The 16,060-nt window shown below is 64.8% G+C and carries 16 protein-coding genes; 5 read left to right on the top strand and 11 right to left on the bottom strand.

All coding sequences use genetic code 11. From position 1 onward, the window contains the following. Window positions 1–184 precede the first annotated feature (184 nt). Window positions 185–1,216 (top strand): SPOR domain-containing protein, encoded by a 1,032-nt coding sequence (locus DIZ22_RS08080; RefSeq protein ID WP_048936915.1) that lies wholly within the window; start codon window positions 185–187, stop codon window positions 1,214–1,216. An 18-nt stretch (window positions 1,217–1,234) separates the two neighbouring features. Here the strand turns inward: DIZ22_RS08080 and gcvA are convergent, their stop codons facing one another. Continuing rightward, window positions 1,235–2,134 (bottom strand): transcriptional regulator GcvA, encoded by a 900-nt coding sequence (gene gcvA / locus DIZ22_RS08085; RefSeq protein WP_048936916.1) that lies wholly within the window; start codon window positions 2,132–2,134, stop codon window positions 1,235–1,237. A gap of 88 nt (window positions 2,135–2,222) precedes the next feature. Here gcvA and DIZ22_RS08090 point away from each other — a divergent pair, with 88 nt between their 5' ends. Both DIZ22_RS08090 and purU read left to right on the top strand, forming a co-directional pair. Next, complete coding sequence (locus DIZ22_RS08090; protein ID WP_122928092.1) at window positions 2,223–3,239, top strand: DUF1338 domain-containing protein; 1,017 nt, start codon at window positions 2,223–2,225, stop codon at window positions 3,237–3,239. A gap of 52 nt (window positions 3,240–3,291) precedes the next feature. After that, window positions 3,292–4,161: a formyltetrahydrofolate deformylase gene (purU, locus tag DIZ22_RS08095; protein ID WP_048936918.1), complete on the top strand. Its 870-nt coding sequence runs from the start codon at window positions 3,292–3,294 to the stop codon at window positions 4,159–4,161. Window positions 4,162–4,249: 88 nt separating this feature from the next. Here purU and DIZ22_RS21735 read toward each other — a convergent pair whose 3' ends face one another. The 8 genes from DIZ22_RS21735 to DIZ22_RS08130 all read right to left on the bottom strand — a co-directional run bounded on the left by DIZ22_RS21735 (window position 4,250) and on the right by DIZ22_RS08130 (window position 11,242). Next, window positions 4,250–4,402 (bottom strand): hypothetical protein, encoded by a 153-nt coding sequence (locus DIZ22_RS21735; RefSeq protein ID WP_010338958.1) that lies wholly within the window; start codon window positions 4,400–4,402, stop codon window positions 4,250–4,252. 221 nt (window positions 4,403–4,623) lie between these two features. Continuing rightward, window positions 4,624–5,460, bottom strand: coding sequence for an S-formylglutathione hydrolase (gene fghA, locus DIZ22_RS08100; protein ID WP_048936919.1), 837 nt, complete (start codon window positions 5,458–5,460; stop codon window positions 4,624–4,626). Between the two features lie 15 nt (window positions 5,461–5,475). Further along, window positions 5,476–5,856 (bottom strand): VOC family protein, encoded by a 381-nt coding sequence (locus DIZ22_RS08105; protein WP_048936920.1) that lies wholly within the window; start codon window positions 5,854–5,856, stop codon window positions 5,476–5,478. Window positions 5,857–5,882: 26 nt separating this feature from the next. After that, on the bottom strand, window positions 5,883–6,995 hold the full coding sequence (locus DIZ22_RS08110; RefSeq protein WP_048937047.1) for an S-(hydroxymethyl)glutathione dehydrogenase/class III alcohol dehydrogenase: 1,113 nt from the start codon (window positions 6,993–6,995) through the stop codon (window positions 5,883–5,885). A 518-nt stretch (window positions 6,996–7,513) separates the two neighbouring features. Beyond that, on the bottom strand, window positions 7,514–7,729 hold the full coding sequence (locus tag DIZ22_RS08115) for a DUF2093 domain-containing protein (RefSeq protein ID WP_048936921.1): 216 nt from the start codon (window positions 7,727–7,729) through the stop codon (window positions 7,514–7,516). Continuing rightward, window positions 7,729–9,132, bottom strand: a complete 1,404-nt coding sequence (locus tag DIZ22_RS08120) for a nitronate monooxygenase (RefSeq protein ID WP_004212237.1) — start codon at window positions 9,130–9,132, stop codon at window positions 7,729–7,731. The genes DIZ22_RS08115 and DIZ22_RS08120 overlap by 1 nt, the downstream gene beginning before the upstream one ends. 93 nt (window positions 9,133–9,225) lie before the next feature. Beyond that, window positions 9,226–10,380 (bottom strand): glycosyltransferase, encoded by a 1,155-nt coding sequence (locus DIZ22_RS08125; RefSeq protein WP_122928093.1) that lies wholly within the window; start codon window positions 10,378–10,380, stop codon window positions 9,226–9,228. Further along, on the bottom strand, window positions 10,373–11,242 hold the full coding sequence (locus DIZ22_RS08130) for an alpha/beta hydrolase (protein WP_048936923.1): 870 nt from the start codon (window positions 11,240–11,242) through the stop codon (window positions 10,373–10,375). The genes DIZ22_RS08125 and DIZ22_RS08130 overlap by 8 nt, the downstream gene beginning before the upstream one ends. A gap of 37 nt (window positions 11,243–11,279) precedes the next feature. On the opposite strand from DIZ22_RS08130, the gene DIZ22_RS08135 reads away from it, so the two are divergent. After that, window positions 11,280–12,677 carry a protein adenylyltransferase SelO family protein gene (locus DIZ22_RS08135; RefSeq protein ID WP_048936924.1) on the top strand — a complete coding sequence of 466 codons (1,398 nt, stop codon included), beginning with the start codon at window positions 11,280–11,282 and terminating at the stop codon, window positions 12,675–12,677. A gap of 1,682 nt (window positions 12,678–14,359) precedes the next feature. Here the strand turns inward: DIZ22_RS08135 and DIZ22_RS08150 are convergent. Together DIZ22_RS08150 and DIZ22_RS08155 are read right to left on the bottom strand one after the other, a co-directional pair. Further along, window positions 14,360–14,608, bottom strand: coding sequence for a hypothetical protein (locus DIZ22_RS08150; protein WP_048936926.1), 249 nt, complete (start codon window positions 14,606–14,608; stop codon window positions 14,360–14,362). A 45-nt stretch (window positions 14,609–14,653) separates the two neighbouring features. Beyond that, the gene (locus tag DIZ22_RS08155) at window positions 14,654–14,902 is read right to left on the bottom strand and encodes a hypothetical protein (RefSeq protein ID WP_048936927.1); all 249 of its coding nucleotides are present in this window, start codon (window positions 14,900–14,902) and stop codon (window positions 14,654–14,656) included. A 281-nt stretch (window positions 14,903–15,183) separates the two neighbouring features. Here DIZ22_RS08155 and DIZ22_RS08160 point away from each other — a divergent pair, with 281 nt between their 5' ends. After that, window positions 15,184–15,834, top strand: a complete 651-nt coding sequence (locus DIZ22_RS08160) for an alpha/beta hydrolase (protein WP_170828690.1) — start codon at window positions 15,184–15,186, stop codon at window positions 15,832–15,834. Window positions 15,835–16,060: the final 226 nt, after the last annotated feature.

Genomic DNA, 16,060 nt, shown 5'->3' on the forward strand with positions numbered 1-16,060 from the left:
GCCTTCCCCCAGGTAAATCCAGTTCCGAAACGATTTGGCATGGCGCCGCCTAAAATTCGGTTAACTGGTCTGGCAACCTTGTTGAGGATCACCTATCCCCGGTTTCACATCATGGATCCGGCAATGCTAAGAAGACGTTAACCTTGTTTGACGATAGTGCCGGACGAATATTCCGGTCTGGAGCATGGATATGAAGCCTATCTGGGGAGCCATTGCGTTCGGCACGCTGTTGACGGCCGCCTTGCCGGCGCTTGCCGATGTGAAGGCCGGCGTCGATGCCTGGCAGCAGGGCGATTATGCCAAAGCGATCACCGAATGGCGCCCGCTCGCCAATGCCGGCGATCCCGATGCGCAGTTCAATCTGGGCCAGGCCTACAAGCTTGGCCGCGGCGTTCCGGCCGACCTCAACAGCGCGGTCGACTGGTATCGCAAGGCGACGGCGCAGGGCCATGCCCGCGCCGAGGATAATCTGGGCCTGCTGATGTTCCAGCAGGGCGATCGCGCCGGGGCCATGCCCTATCTCCAGCATGCCGCCGCCCGCGGCGAAACCCGCGCGCAATATATTGTCGGCACCGCCCTGTTCAACGGCGACATGGTCGGCAAGGACTGGGTCCGCGCCTATGCGATGATGACCCGCGCCTCCGCCTCCGGCCTGCCACAGGCGACCACCAGCCTGCAGCAGATGGACAAATATATCCCCGCCGACCAGCGCAAGCAGGGCCTTGCCCTGGCCTCGTCGATGGAGGCGCAGGAAAAGAGCCTGGCCAGCGCCAGCCTGACCCTGCCGGCGACAGCGGCACAGCCCCGCCCGGCTTCTCCCGCCCCGGCACCAGCAAAGCCAGCTCCCGCACCCATGACCCAGGTCGCGGTTGCCAAGCCGCAGCCGGTCGCGCCCAAGCCGGCACCGGAGGCAGCCAAACCGGCGCCCTCCAAGCCCACGCCACCCAAGCCCGCGCCGTCCAGGATGCCGGCACCGGCTGCCGGCGGCGACTGGCGCGTCCAGCTTGGCGCGTTCGGCGACGAAGGCCGCGCCCGTGCGTTGTGGAGCCAGTTGACCCGCAAGGTCAGCGGCCTCTCCGGCTATCAACCCTATCTGGTCAAGGCCGGCAGCATCACCCGCCTTCAGGCCGGACCGATCGCCACCAGCGCCGACGCCTCGCGCCTGTGCAGCAGCATCAAGGCCGCCGGCGCGGACTGCATGCCGAAGAAGAACTAGGCACCCGAGCGCGGGCGCCTAATCCGCGCCCGCGCTCGCCAGCATCCAGGCGCGAAACCGTGCCAGTCCCGGATGGCCACCAAGCCCCGTGGGATAGACCAGATAATAGGCCTGCTCGCTCGACAAGGGGCGATCGAACGGGATAACCAGGCTGCCCGATTCCAGCTCCGGCCGGATCAGGAAGCTGGGGATCAGCGCCACGCCCGCCCCCGCCACAACCGCCTGCGCCAGCATCAGGAAATGCTCGAACGCCGGCCCCGGCGGCAACGGCCCCGCCTCGACGCCCGCTGCCGCGAACCAGCGCGCCCAGGCGTCCCGTCGCGAACTCTGGCTCAGCAGCGGCTTGCCCAGCAGATCGGCCGGCGACCGCAGCACATTGGCCGCCAGCCAGTCCGGCGCGCAGACCGGCACCATCTGTTCGCGAAACAGATAATCCTGCGCCACGCCGGGCCATTCCTCCGGCAGGCCATAATGGATCGCCGCGTCAAATTCCTCCTGCGCGAAATCGAACGGGTCGGATCGCGACGCGAAATCCACCACCAGATCAGGATGCAGCGCGCTGAGGCCCGGCAGGCGCGGCGCCAGCCAGCGCATGCCGAAACTGGGCAGGGTCGCGATCCGCAGCGCCCCCTGCGCCCGCCGCGCCGCCACCCGCCGGGTCGCCCGCCGGATGCGGTCGAGCGCCGGACGGATCTCCTCGGCATAGGCCTGCCCCGCCTCGTTCAGTTGCACCCGTCGCCCGACCCGGTCGAACAGAGGCGTCTGCAACCAATCCTCCAGCAGCGCGATCTGGCGGCTGACCGCGCTCTGGGTCAGCCCCACCTCCACCCCGGCGCGCGAGAAGCTGCCATGGGTCGCGGCCGCATCGAAACTGTTGAGCGCGCTCATCGGCGGCAGCCATTTGCGCGCCCTATCCATTCCCGTTCCGCATCAAGTGATGACAGCTCCCTATTTGCGCGACCCACCCTATCCTGCGATAAGGGCGCTGTCATCGTGGAGCGTTCTTATGTCGTCGCAGAATGAAGGAAGCATCGTCGCCCTGGTTCAGTCGGTGCTGGGCGAAGACGCCGGCAAGGCCGCACTGGACGCGCTGGCGATCGATCCCGCGCTGCTGGCGCAAAGCGGCCCGACCGTCAGTCGCGCCGCCTTTGCCATGGCGATGAACGTCATCCTGTTCCACGACCTGCTCGAACGGGTGCCGAGTGGCGCGGCCTATGTCGCCGACACGCTGGCGCGCGGCGGCCGGGTGATGTTCGACCATGGCGCGCTGCGCACCATCCGTTTTGCCGATGGGCCGACCGGCGCCCTGCCCGCTGGCGAGGATGCCTTCACCCGCATCTTCCTGCCCTTGGGCTACCGCATGGCCGCCCTCTATCCGCTCGATCGCCTCAAGATGACCGGCCGCGCCTATGTCCATGTCGACGCGCCCGAGGCGATCCCGCAATTCTTCCTGTCCGAACTGCATGTCGACCGGTTCGATCCAGAATTTGGCGAAGCGGCGACCCGCATCTTCGGCACCTCGCGCGATCCGCTCGATGCCCCGACCATCGCCCTGCTCGACCGCTATGCCGCCGGCGAACCGGTCGGCTTCGATGACGCCGCCACCGCCCTGCCTGTCATCGTCTCCGCCTTCGACCGCCAGCATGAACCGCCGGCCTTTGCCGATTATGAGCTGCTGCTCTCCCGCTCCAACGAAGCCGCCTGGATCGCGACCGAGGGCAATGCCTTCAACCATGCGACCGATCGCGTGCCCGATGTCGCCGCGCTGGCAGATCGCCTCAAGGCGGAAGACCGGCCGATGAAGCCCAAGCTGGAAATCTCCGCCACCGGCCGCGTCCGCCAGACCGCTTTCCGCGCAGACAGTGTCGAACGCCTCTTCGCAGATCGCGACCTGCGCACTGTTCCCGGCTCCTTCTACGAATTCATCAGCCGCGATATCGACCCGGATACCGGCCGGCTGGACCTGGCCTTCGACACCGGCAACGCCACCGGCATCTTCGCCATGACCAGCGCCAAGGCTTGATCGCAGCCCCGGCTTGGGGCAACGCCTCGGCAGAATTGCTGGGAGCCGCAGAGTGAACGACAAGACCATCCCGTCCTGGATATTGACCCTGGTCTGTGCCGATCGCGTCGGCATCGTCGCGGCGGTCAGCCAGTTCCTCGCCGAACGGGGCGGCTTCATCACCGACAGCCAGCAATATGCCGATCGCGAGGCCGGCCTCTTCTTCATGCGCGTCGCGTTCGAGGCGACCGACACCGGCATGCGCTTCGACACAGCCGGTCTGCGCGACGAATTTGCCGACATCGGCACCCGCTTCGCCATGGACTGGCGCCTCACTGAAGCGGCAGAACGCCCGCGCATGCTGATCGCCGTGTCGAAGGGGTCGCACTGCCTCGCCGACCTGCTGCACCGCTGGCAGACCGGCACGTTGGCGGTCGACATCATGGGGGTGGTGTCCAACCATCCCGACATGCGCCGCATCACCGAATGGCACGGCATCCCCTATCATGAGCTGCCGCTTAATGGCGACAAGGCCGCGCAGGAGGCCGCCCTGCTCGACCTGTTCGATCGCAGCCGGTCGGAATATCTGATCCTCGCCCGCTATATGCAGGTGCTGTCGGAAAATCTGGTCGATCGGCTGGCGGGCCGCTGCGTCAACATCCATCACAGCTTCCTGCCCGGCTTCAAGGGCGCCCGCCCCTATCACCGCGCCCATGAGCGCGGCGTCAAGCTGATCGGCGCGACCGCCCATTTCGTCACCGCCGATCTCGACGAAGGGCCGATCATCGAACAGGCGGTCGAGCGCGTCGACCATCGTGCCACCGCCGACGACATGATCCGCATCGGCCGCGATATCGAGGCCCAGGTGCTGGCCCGCGCCGTCGGCTGGCTCGCCGACCGACGCGTGCTGCGCAATGGCGGCAAGACGGTTGTGTTTCGCTAGGACGGCTAAGCGGCCCGACATCCGTTCGGTTCGAGCCTGTCGAGAACCCTATTACGCGCCTTCTCGACAAGCGCGAAGCCAACGGCCGTTAAAGTCCCAGCCGCGCCCAGAAATCGCCCGGCGCCAGCACGGCCTCAGCACTGCGATTGCGCTCGACGCGCGACCAGCTGCTATGGGGAATGTGGATTTGCGGGGTCTGGTCCTGCCGCTGCTGGCGGACACGAGCTTGCTTATGGGTCATCGTCTTCTCCTTTTGCGGGAGGAACACGAAACCGGGCGTTGTCGCTTGGGTACCGTGCGCTTTAGCCGTTGGTGACGCGGAGCAAGCTGACATCCTTCAAAAGCCGCGGAGCGAAACGCTCAGCACTCTATCTACCGATCCAGTTGAGAAAGGCAAAATAGCTTATCTTGTGCCGCGACCATCCGGGCTTTGCCCGGACGGCCCGCGATCAGCCCAATTGCTCAGCCAAGCCGCGCCGCCTGCCAGCGCAGATGATCGTCCATGAAGCTGGAAATGAAATAATAGCTATGGTCATAGCCTTCGCGCAGATTGAGCGTCAGGTCGATGCCCGCCGCGTCGCAAGCCGTGCGCAGCAATTCGGGGCGCAACTGCCCCTCCAGGAAGCTGTCCCCAGCGCCCTGATCCACCAGCAGCGCATCGATCCGCGCTCCATCCTCGATCAGCGCGACCGCGTCATGCTTGCGCCACGCCGCCCGGTCCGCGCCCAGATAGCCGCCCAGCGCCTTCTCGCCCCAAGGCACCTGCCCCGGCGCCACGATCGGCGCAAAGGCCGACACGGCACGATAACGATCGGGATAGGTCAGCCCGACGGTCAGCGCACCATGGCCGCCCATGCTGTGCCCCATGATCGACTGGCGATCCATGTCGGCGGGGAACTGCTCGGCGATCAACGCCGGCAATTCCTGCGTCACATAGGACCACATGCGATAATGGGCGGCATAGGGCGCCTGCGTCGCATCGACATAGAAGCCTGCGCCCAGGCCAAAGTCCCAGGCGCCGTCCGGATCGTCGGCCACGCCCTCGCCGCGCGGCGAGGTATCGGGCGCGACGAAGATCAGGCCCAGTTCCGCGCAGGCCCGGCGGAACTCGCCCTTCTCGGTCACATTGGCATGGGTGCAGGTAAGGCCGGACAGATACCAGACCACCGGCAGCTTCGTGCCGGGCGCATGCGGCGGCACGAAAACGGAGAAGGTCATCTCCGTCCCCGTCTCGCGCGAGGCATGGCGATAGACGCCCTGGATGCCGCCAAAGGCCTGATTGGTCGAAACCGTCTCCACTTGGCTCTCCCTTCCTCAGCCGATCCGATGCAGGCCGCACAGCTTGTTGCCGGCGGGATCGCGCAGATAGGCGAGATAGAGCTTGCCGAAACCGCCCTCGCGCACGCCCGGCGGATCTTCGCAAGCCGTGCCACCCGCCGCGACCCCGGCCGCATGCCAGGCATCGGCCTGCTCGGCCGATGTCATGCGGAAACCGATCGTGCCGCCATTGGCATGGCAGGCCGGCTCCCCGTCGATCGGCTTTGTCACCATGAACAGCGCGCCGTCATGCATGTAGATCAGCCGCCCCTTGTCGTCCTGCATCGCCGGCTTGCCGCCGACCGCACCGAACAGCGCGTCATAAAAGGCGCGCGAAGCGTCGAGATCATTCGATCCCACCATCACATGGCTGAACATGGTCACTCTCCTGTTGGGTTATCGGGTCAGAAGACGACGACGCTGCGGATGCTCTCGCCCGCATGCATCAGGTCGAACCCCTTGTTGATGTCCTCCAGCCCCATGACATGGGTGATCATCGGGTCGATCTCGATCTTGCCGGTCATGTACATGTCGACGATCTTGGGCACGTCGGTGCGGCCCTTGGCCCCGCCAAAGGCCGTGCCGCGCCAGTTGCGGCCCGTGACCAGCTGGAACGGGCGGGTACTGATTTCCTTGCCGGCCTCGGCCACGCCGATGATGATGCTGGTGCCCCAGCCGCGATGGCAGGCTTCCAGCGCCACGCGCATCACTTCGGTGTTGCCAGTGGCGTCGAACGTGTAGTCCGCGCCACCATCGGTCATCGCGACGATCGCGGCGACCACCTCCTCGCGGCTCATGCCCCTGGAGTTGAGGAATTCGGTCATGCCGAACCTGCGGCCCCATTCCTCACGATCGGGATTGATGTCGACGCCGATGATCTTGTTCGCACCGGCCAGGCGCGCGCCCTGGATGACGTTGAGGCCGATGCCGCCCAGGCCGAAGATCACGACATTGTCGCCCACCTGCACCTTGGCGGTGTTGATCACCGCGCCCACGCCCGTGGTCACCCCGCAGCCGATATAGCAGCTGCTCTGGAACGGCGCGTCCTCGCGGATCTTGGCCAGCGCGATCTCGGGCAGGACGGTGAAGTTGGAGAAGGTCGAACAACCCATATAATGAAAGATCGGCTGGCCCTTGTAGGAAAAGCGGGTCGTGCCGTCGGGCATCAGCCCCTTGCCCTGGGTCGCGCGGATCGCGGTGCAGAGGTTCGTCTTGCCGCTCAGGCACGACTTACACTGGCGGCATTCGGGGGTGTAGAGCGGGATGACATGGTCGCCCGGCACCAGGCTGGTGACGCCAGCCCCCACTTCGCGGACGATGCCCGCGCCCTCATGGCCCAGGATCGAAGGGAAGATGCCCTCGCTGTCGAACCCGTCCAGCGTATAGGCATCGGTATGGCAGATGCCGGTCGCCATGATCTCGACCAGGACTTCGCCCGCCTTGGGGCCTTCCAGATCGACTTCGACGATTTCGAGGGGCTTCTTCGCTTCGAAGGCGACGGCGGCGCGGGTTTTCACGGCGGGCAACTCCCATGACTGGCGTGAACGGGCGCCCCGAGGACGCCCTGTTAAAAGCATTCCCGTCGTTCATATCGGTTCCGGCAGCAATTGCCAGCCGATACCGCTGTCAAAAGGAGAGGAAAATCCAGCAGGATCCGAAAAAAACAAAGCGCATCCAGCGACTTGCATCGCCAAATGGATCGCCCTGCCTTTCCCGGTCGCGTCCTGTTTAGAAGGACACGTTGTAAATGAACCAGCCCAGGATCAGCAGGCTGCTCACCAGACAGATACGATCGCCGAAGACATCAATTCGAGACATCTGACACATCCTTCACCCAAAAGACGATCTGCGCCGCCTGTTGAGGAAGAATACATCAGATAAATGGACGTGGGAACAGCAATCTCACGACAAAACGTGCCGCCGGGGCGATGAATGGAAATCACAACATCTTGAAATTTTCGCTGCAGCGCACAGCGATCATTCAACTAATAGAACGATGCCAAAAAGCCGAATAGTGGCAGGTACTTACCGCGGTTCAGCGAAATGCTGCACCGCGGTGGCGCAGGAAGGAGGCAGTCGCCTCCTCCGGCCCGCGATAGGCTTCCTGAAACTCCGCGCTCCAATATTTCAGGTCGTCGAGGTCGATTCGCGCGCCCGATACGGCGCAGAGCACGAACTGCCCCGGCCGTACCACGTCGAAATGCGGCGTGTCATATTGCAGCACCGCCAGCCCCTGAATATCCGCTGCCATCAGTCGCCGGTCAGGATGCGGTCGACCAGCTGCTTCACGGTCGGCACGAACCCGTTCGAATAGAAGGGGTCCTGCTTGAAGCGATAGGCAGCATGGCCGGCGAACAGCAGATTCTTGTCCAGGTCGCCGCCATGGACCGATTCCTGCAGCGACTTCTGGATGCAGAAGCTGCGCGGATCAGCCAGGCGACCGGTCGAGTTGGTCTCGCTGTCCATCCAGCTGGAGAAGCTGCACTGCGACAGGCAGCCCATGCAGTCGGTCTGGTCCTTGCGGATTTCCGCCTTCTCTTCCTCGGTCACGAAGACGAGCGTGTTGTCCGGCGTCTTGAGCGCGGAGGTGAAGCCCTGACCCACCCATTCGCGCGCGCGCAGCAGGTCGCCGACCGTCACCCAGAAATTCTTGCCCTTCACGCCCGCGTCGAGCTGGTGGGTATGGTCGCCTGCCTGCTCGGTGCTGAACGGGATCTGGCGGTCCGACCGCGCTTCGAGCGAGCGCAGGAAGGGATTGCGGATCGCCGAGCTGTAGAAGCCGGTGGGCGAGAATTTGTGCAGCAGCACGTCGCCCGGTTCCAGCTGCATCAGCCGGTCCTTCCAATCCTGCGGGATCGGGCTTTCCTGGGTCAGCAGCGGACGGGTGCCGAACTGGAACATGATCGCACCCAGTTCGGGATTGTCGATCCAGTCGTTCCAGTCCTTGAGCGCCCAGACGCCGCCGGCCATGACGATCGGCACGTCGTCGGAAATGCCGCCTTCGCGCATCGTGGCGCGCAGGTCGCGCACGCGCGGATAGGGGTCCTGCGGCGCACGCGGATCTTCCGCATTCGACAGGCCGTTGTGGCCGCCGGCCAGCCAGGGATCTTCATAGACCACCGCGCCCAGCCATTCCGATGCCTTGGAATAAGCGCGCTTCCACAGCGCGCGGAAGGCCCGGCCCGACGACACGATCGGCAGATAGCTGACATTGTAGGAGGCAGCGATTTCGCTGAGCTTGTAGGGCATGCCCGCGCCACAGGTGACGCCGGCGACCATGCCCTTGGTCTTTTCCAGCACGCCGTGCAGCACGCGCTGCGCACCGCCCATTTCCCACAGCACGTTGATGTTGATCGCGCCCTTGCCGCCGGCAATCTCATAGGCGCGCTTCACCTGCTCGACGGCACCGTCGATGGCATAGGCGATCAGTTCCTCATGGCGGTCGCGGCGGGTGCGGCCATGATAGATTTGCGGGATGATATTGCCCATGGAGTCATAGCTGTCGGCATTGACCGCCGATACCGTGCCGATGCCCCCGGCAGCCGCCCAGGCGCCCGAACTGGCATGGTTGGAAACAGCAACACCCTTGCCACCTTCGACCAGCGGCCAGACTTCACGGCCACCATAGACGATGGGTTTCAAACCCTTGAACAACGACTTCTCCCGCGAAATGAACCGGCCTCCCCAGACCGGTTGAAATGTCGTCCTATAACAGTTTTTGTCAGGGATGACGAACTGTAGGGCGCCCTAGCGCAAAATGTGGGGGCTGGCCAGAGCCTCGCCATATAATGCGGCATAGGCGTCAACCATGGTCTTTTCGTCATAATCGCGCTGCGCCCGCGCCCGGTTTGCCGCCCCCAATGCGGCGCGCAATTGCGGGTCGGCGGCCAGCGTCCCGAGCGCGTCGGCCAGCCCCTGCTCGTCCGCCGCGACGAAGGGGCGGTTGGCCGGCGCGACCATATTGGCGACGTCGCCGACATCGGTCGACGCCACCGGCAGTCCGGCCGCCATCGCCTCAACCAGCGAGATCGGGAACTGCTCGCTGTCCGACGACAGGGCAAAAATGTCGAACAGGCCGATGAAGCGCCAGGGGTCGGTCATGAACCCGGCCAGACAGATATCGTCCAGCCCCTGCGCCGCCGCCTCGGCCAGGATCGCGTCGCGCTCCGGCCCCTCGCCCACCACCACCAGTTGCAGCCGTTCGCGATGGGCGGCCACCGCGCGCACCAGCCGGGGAATATTCTTGACCGCGCGCAGCCCTGCCAGCGTGCCGACCAGCAGCTTGCCCGGCGTGCGCACCAGACCCGGTATCGCATCCGGTGTCGGTGCCTGCGCATAGCGCGCCACATCGATGCCGTTGCGGATCAGATGCACCTTGCCCGCCGGCTGCTTCCACGCCTGATGCGCGATCCGCTCCAGCCGGGCCGACGGCACCACCAGCGCCTGCGCCCGGCCCAGCGCCATGCGCCGATAGAGATTGCGCTGCGGCTTCAGCCCCGCCGCCTCATCGGCGTTGAAGCCATCCTCATGATGGATCAGCGGCGGCAGGCGCATCGACCGGGCGAACAGCCGCTGCGCCATCACCCCGTCCATCGCCCCCCAATTATAGCCCAGCACCAGGTCATAGCCGGACAGGAACTGCGCGATCGCACGAAACCGTGCCAGCCCCGGCCGCCCGGCAAAGGGCGGCGCAGCGGGAAAATCGACCGGCACCTGTGGCGCGATCGCGCTGCGGGCACCCAGCGCCTCGGGCGCAGCGCTGACGATGCTGTGCCGCGCCTTGTCGCCCCAGATGTTCATCAGCCGGATCGCGCGGGCTTCCTTGCCGCCCAAAGTAAAGCTGCCATGGATATGCAGGATGCGCGGCGGCTCGCCCCGCCTCACGCCGCCGCCATCAACCACGCAGCACGCGTTCCAGCAGGCGGTCGATCCCGGCCGCCGCCTCCGGCTCGTCCAGTGCCGGCGCATGGCCGACATCAGGCACCGTCACCAGTTCCGCGCTTGCCCCCACCTCGCGCGCCATCCGCTCCGCCGTCGGCGCGCTCAACAGGTCCGATCGGCCGCCACGCAGCAACAGGGTCGGAATGCCCTGAAACGCCGCCATCACCGGCCACATGTCGACACCCGCTTCGCCGCCCGGCGCGCGCAGCGGCTCGGCGATGCGCATGTCATAGTCGAGCACGATCCGCCCGCCGCTGTTCAGCCGATAGAGGCGCTTGGCCATCGCCAGCCACTGCTCCAGCCCATAGGCCGGATAGACATCGCCATTCGCTTCCTCCAGCGCGCGGGCCGCATGGACCCAGCTGGGGTGCGACTGACCCACGCCGACATAGCCGCGAATCCGGTCCAGCCCCGCCTCGTCCAGCGTCGGGCCGACATCATTCAGCACCGCGCCGGCCAGCCATTCGCGATGGGTCGCGGCGATGAGCATGGTGATGATCCCGCCCAGCGACGTGCCGACCGCCACGAAGCGGGTGATCGCCAGGTCCGCCAGCAACCGGCCGATATCCTGCAAATAGGTGAGCGGCACATAGCTCATCGGATCCTTGGCATAGGCGCTTTCCGCGCGCCCCCGCATATCCGGGCAGATCACCCGCCACTCGCCCGCCAGCCGCTGCGCCAGCGGCTCGAAATCGCGCGCATTGCGGGTCAGCCCCGGCAGGCACAGCACGGGCGGCCGCCCGTCCTCGCCGCCCGCATAGTCGCGATAATGCAGCCGCAGTCCGTCCGGGGACCACCAATATGCGTCACTATAGCCGGTCAAGCTTGATCCTTCCGCCCATGCTCCCCCATATCGCCGCATGGACAACAAGCCGCAAGCCGCCAATTACAGCCCCGCCACGGAAATCACCGCGCTGATGCCCGACATCGCCGATCCGGTGCATGCTGCGGACTTTCCACAGACCCTGTTGCGGTTCCGCAATGATCGCGCCGCCGCCACCATCGGCCTCGATCATCTGAGCGACGCCGAATGGATAGCCCATTTCGGCCGCTTCGCGCCCCTGCCCGACAACCTCCCCCAGCCGCTCGCCCTGCGTTACCATGGCCATCAGTTCCGCCATTATAATCCCGATATCGGCGACGGCCGCGGCTTCCTCTTCGCCCAGATGCGCGACGCGGACGGCCGCCTGCTCGACCTTGGCACTAAGGGATCGGGCCAGACCCCCTATAGCCGCTTTGGCGACGGGCGCCTGACGCTCAAGGGCGGCGTGCGCGAGATTTTGGCGACCGAGATGCTGGAGGCGCTGGGCGTCAACACGTCGAAGACCTTCTCGATCATCGAGACCGGCGAGGCGCTGGAGCGCAATGACGAGCCATCCCCCACGCGCGGCGCGGCGATGGTCCGCCTCAGCCATTCGCACATCCGCATCGGCAGCTTCCAGCGCGCCGCCTATATCGAGGATAATGCGCTGCTCGAAAAACTGACAGACTATGCCCTCACCCGCCTCTATGGGGAGCAGCCCGGCGACAACCCGCCCGCCCAACTGCTCGGCCGCGTGGTCGATCGCACCGCCGACCTTGCCGCCAGCTACATGGTCGCCGGCTTCGTCCATGGCGTGCTCAACAGCGACAATATCAATGTCACCGGCGAAAGCTTCGACTATGGCCCCTGGCGCTTCACGCCGCTCTGGGACGCTAATTTCATCGCCGCCTATTTCGACCATGCCGGCCTCTACGCCTTCGCCCGCCAGGCCGAGGCGATCCACTGGGATGTCGCCCAGCTCGCCGTCTCGCTGCGTCCGCTCAGCGAAGCGCCGCCGCTGATCGAACAGCTCGAACGCTTCCCCACCCTCTATGCCCAGGCGATGCAGCGCCGCTTCTGCTGGCGCCTCGGCGTCCAGCCAAGCACGGACAGCGCCGCCATGACCGAAACCGCCGTGCGCGCGATGATGACCACCGCGACGCCGATCGATATCTTCTTCCACGACTGGCGCGGCGGCACGCCCCGCAATCCGGCGCGTTACAGCGAACCGATCTGGGCCGAACTGCGCGACACGCTGGCCGACCACCCGCCCATCCCTGGCGCCCGCGACCACGCCTATTGGTCGGACGAAGCCCCCTGCTCCATGCATATCGACGAGGTGGAAGCGATCTGGAGCGCGATCGACCAGTCCGACGACTGGTCCCCGCTCCACGCCAAGGTCGCCGCCATCCGCCGCATGGGCGAGGCGCATGGGGCAGCGCCCGCACTGCCGTAAGAAAGGCCCAGACCCGGCAAAGCAAGTGTCACCACACCTGATCGCGTGGCGGAATGGGGTGGGAACAAGACATAGCCCCTCCCTTCCAGGGAGGGGTTGGGGTGGGTTGCGAGCGTAGCGAGCTTCTGCCCTATCGACCGTAGACCGCCGCTACGCGGCGCACCCACCCCCGGCCCCTCCCTGGAAGGGAGGGGAGTAGGAAACGCCCGCTTCTGGTCGATCTTGGCCTATCGTTGCGAGGGCTTCACTGAGCCATCAGGGTCGCGAAGCCCAGAAGCTACCTCAGCAGATACCTTTTCCGCAGACGCTGGCCATCCATCCGCCTCTAGTTCGCCAACGCATCCCCAACAATCACCGCCACAGTTCGTGGAAAGGGGATCGGCATCTATGCCAAGAATGCGACCGCATGTGTTGCATCTAGGCTCATGAATGGGCTGTTCCATCGAGCCTGTTTGCAGCTTTGCCAGAACGTCTGCAATTGAGATCAGTGGGGAACCATGCGAACGTCGAAAAATGGTCGATGCGCGACCGTCCGGTCTTTCTGGCCCATTCAGACTTCACCGCCCCCTCAGTCCCTCGGCAAACTTCACGAGCATGCAGTCCTTATCCGACCTGCACGGCCCCATTACGTCCAAAAAGGCGGGCCAGCCTTTCCCGGTGGCGACGATGATCCTGCCACGCCCCTCCGCGACGCCAATGTGAGCCTTGGAGTCAATGCGGAGCTTGACGGCTGCGCGGCTGCCCTGATCCCCCTTTTGGGGATGATTGCCCTCGTAGATGCCGAACCTCTGGCTCATCCATGAGACATCATGGACGTTAAAATCTGGCCCTTCTTGGGTGCGGGTGATCTTAGCCCCATCGGGGAGGCAGAAATTCTCTGTGCATGGTCCTGCCGGTTCACTTACGGCCGGTGTGCAGGCTTCCAATGCAATCACGATCAGCGGCAGGCTGCATATCCTCATGCAGTCATCGTGTCAGGCGCGGTAGACATGAGCAAGAGCAGCGCAGTCCGCCGCTCAGGCCGGTCGATACTTGCAGGGCAATGGAGCCGCTTACGGCAACTTTGCGGAAAGCACATCCCGCATCGGATTGGCTAAAAATGGCCATTCCCACCCTGTCCTACTCCGCCTTTCTCTGATCTACCCTTGGAAATGAATCAATCACACGATCTTCACGCCATCTCGCGGTCGCTCCGCAACCGCCTGCTGGCGCACGGGCGTCGCTTCACTGTCGCCCCACTGTCGCGTCACCGAGGCGTGGTGATGACCCGATTTCGATGCGCGTGTCGCTTCACAGGCGCGCCGTCGGCGCGTCGCAGGAGCATCACCGGTGCTTTTCCCCGAAATCAGCCTCACGACACTGTGAACTTCGACTGTCGCGTCGATTTCCGGTCGAGACCCGCCATCAATTTTCAGAAAGAATCCGGATCGGTCCGGCCAATTACCGCAGCTCGCAGCAGCGTAACACGGAAAAAGCGTCCCGCCTTTGCCCCGGAAGGCGGGACGGGACGCTCCATCGGTCGCAGGCCGCCCCGTGATAACCATGCGCGGGCCGCGTCCGTCGAACCAACGACATCGGGGCGACGCCGTTCCGGCGTTGATCGCGGGTCTGGCGCGACCTGCCGCAAAATCCGCCCCATCTGGGCAGCCTCCCGGCTTCCTCTCGCCGGGAGGCACTGCGCCTCAGCGCCGGGCAAGCTGGACGGCCGACTTGCGGCTGATGGTCAGGCCAGCGTCGGCCCAATCCTGCCTGCTGCGGCAATCGACGCGCGGCACCAGCGTGCTCGGCTGCACTTCGCGGAAGCAATAGCGGTCGGCCTTTTCTTCATAGCTAACCTTGGCATTGCCGAACTTGCCTTCGGGCTGAGCGAAGGCGGGCGTGGCGGCAGCGGTCATGGCAGCGGCAGCGGCGATGATGGCGATGGTCTTCATGAGCAAATTCCTTCCCTGATTTTGATGGATCGGTGGAGCCGGCGTTCAGCGCTGGGCCAGCTGGACGGCCGGCTTGCGGCTGATGGTCAGGCCCGCGTCGGCCCAGTCCTGCTTGCTGCGGCAATCGACGCGCGGCACCAGCGTGCTGGGCTGCACTTCGCGGAAGCAGTAGCGGTCGGTCTTTTCTTCATAGCGGACCTTGGCGTTGCCGAACTTGCCTTCCGGCTGGGCGAAGGCGGGCGCGGCAGCAACGGTCATGGCGGCGACAGCGGCGATGATGGCGATGGTCTTCATGAGCAAATTCCTTCCCTGAAATCTCGTTCCGCGACCCCGATCGGGTCGTGCCAGGAGCATTGCAGGGGCCGTGCCAATTTACCGAAAGCCCGGAAAATCGGGCCTAAGTCCGCGCAAATCACATTTGCCGCACGAAAATTACACCAACAGTCGGCGATATATTTTTATATTTGGCATTTTCCGCGAACGACGATCCATCCCAACTTCGCCACGCATCAGCAAAGCTTTATTGTCAATCAAATCAGTAGTGATAAAATCGCGCCATAGATTTGGAGGTGCAGATGACGATTCACACCCTGTCGGATGACCAGACCCCCACCATCCTGACCGTGCCCGGCCTGATGAACAGCGGTCCGGGCCATTGGCAAAGCCTTTGGGAAAAGGCGCTTCCCGACTGCCATCGGGTCGAACTGGGCAGCTGGGACGCGCCCCATCGCAATGCCTGGATCACCAATCTGGGCCATGCCATCGCCCAGGTTGACGGGCCGGTGATCCTGGCCGCGCACAGCCTTGGCTGCCATGCGGTCGCCTGGTGGGCAGCGTTCGAAACCGGACAGTTGCGGGACAAGGTGGCCGGCGCCCTGCTGGTGGCGCCGCCGGAAGTGGACAGCGGCGCGGTCGACCGCCGCCTCGTCGGCTTCGGCCCCACGCCCAAGGGGCTGCTCCCCTTCCCCTCGATCGTCGTCGCCAGTCGCAACGATCCCTATATCGACTTTGCCAGCGCCCGGCGGCTCGCCCAATTCTGGGGCAGCCAGTTCGCCGACGCGGGCGAAAGCGGCCATATCAACGCCGCGTCGGACCTGGGCGAATGGAGCTTCGGCCAGTTCCTGCTCCACCGCCTGACCGATCGGACAGCGCCGGCCGATCTTGCCGCGGTTCGCAACGAAGAAGCCCGGCGCAGCGCCGAAATGTCGATCCGCTACGGCTTCTGATCGCCGCTCACAGGCGGCCGCGCTGTCCTATTCGACGGCAGGATGATACAGGATCGATCCGGCATCGGCGCCCGCCCTGGCCGGATCGACCCAGCATCATAAAATTTCCAACTTCGGTTCTTAAATGTCCAAATATGCGGGAAATATGGGAAGTTAAGCGGAACATTTCCTATTGGCCGAACGTAGAAGAGCGCCCTCCATGCCCCGCTCTTCCTTCGTTAACCAT

Source organism: Sphingobium sp. LF-16, from assembly GCF_003711185.1.
Lineage (GTDB): Bacteria > Pseudomonadota > Alphaproteobacteria > Sphingomonadales > Sphingomonadaceae > Sphingobium > Sphingobium yanoikuyae_A.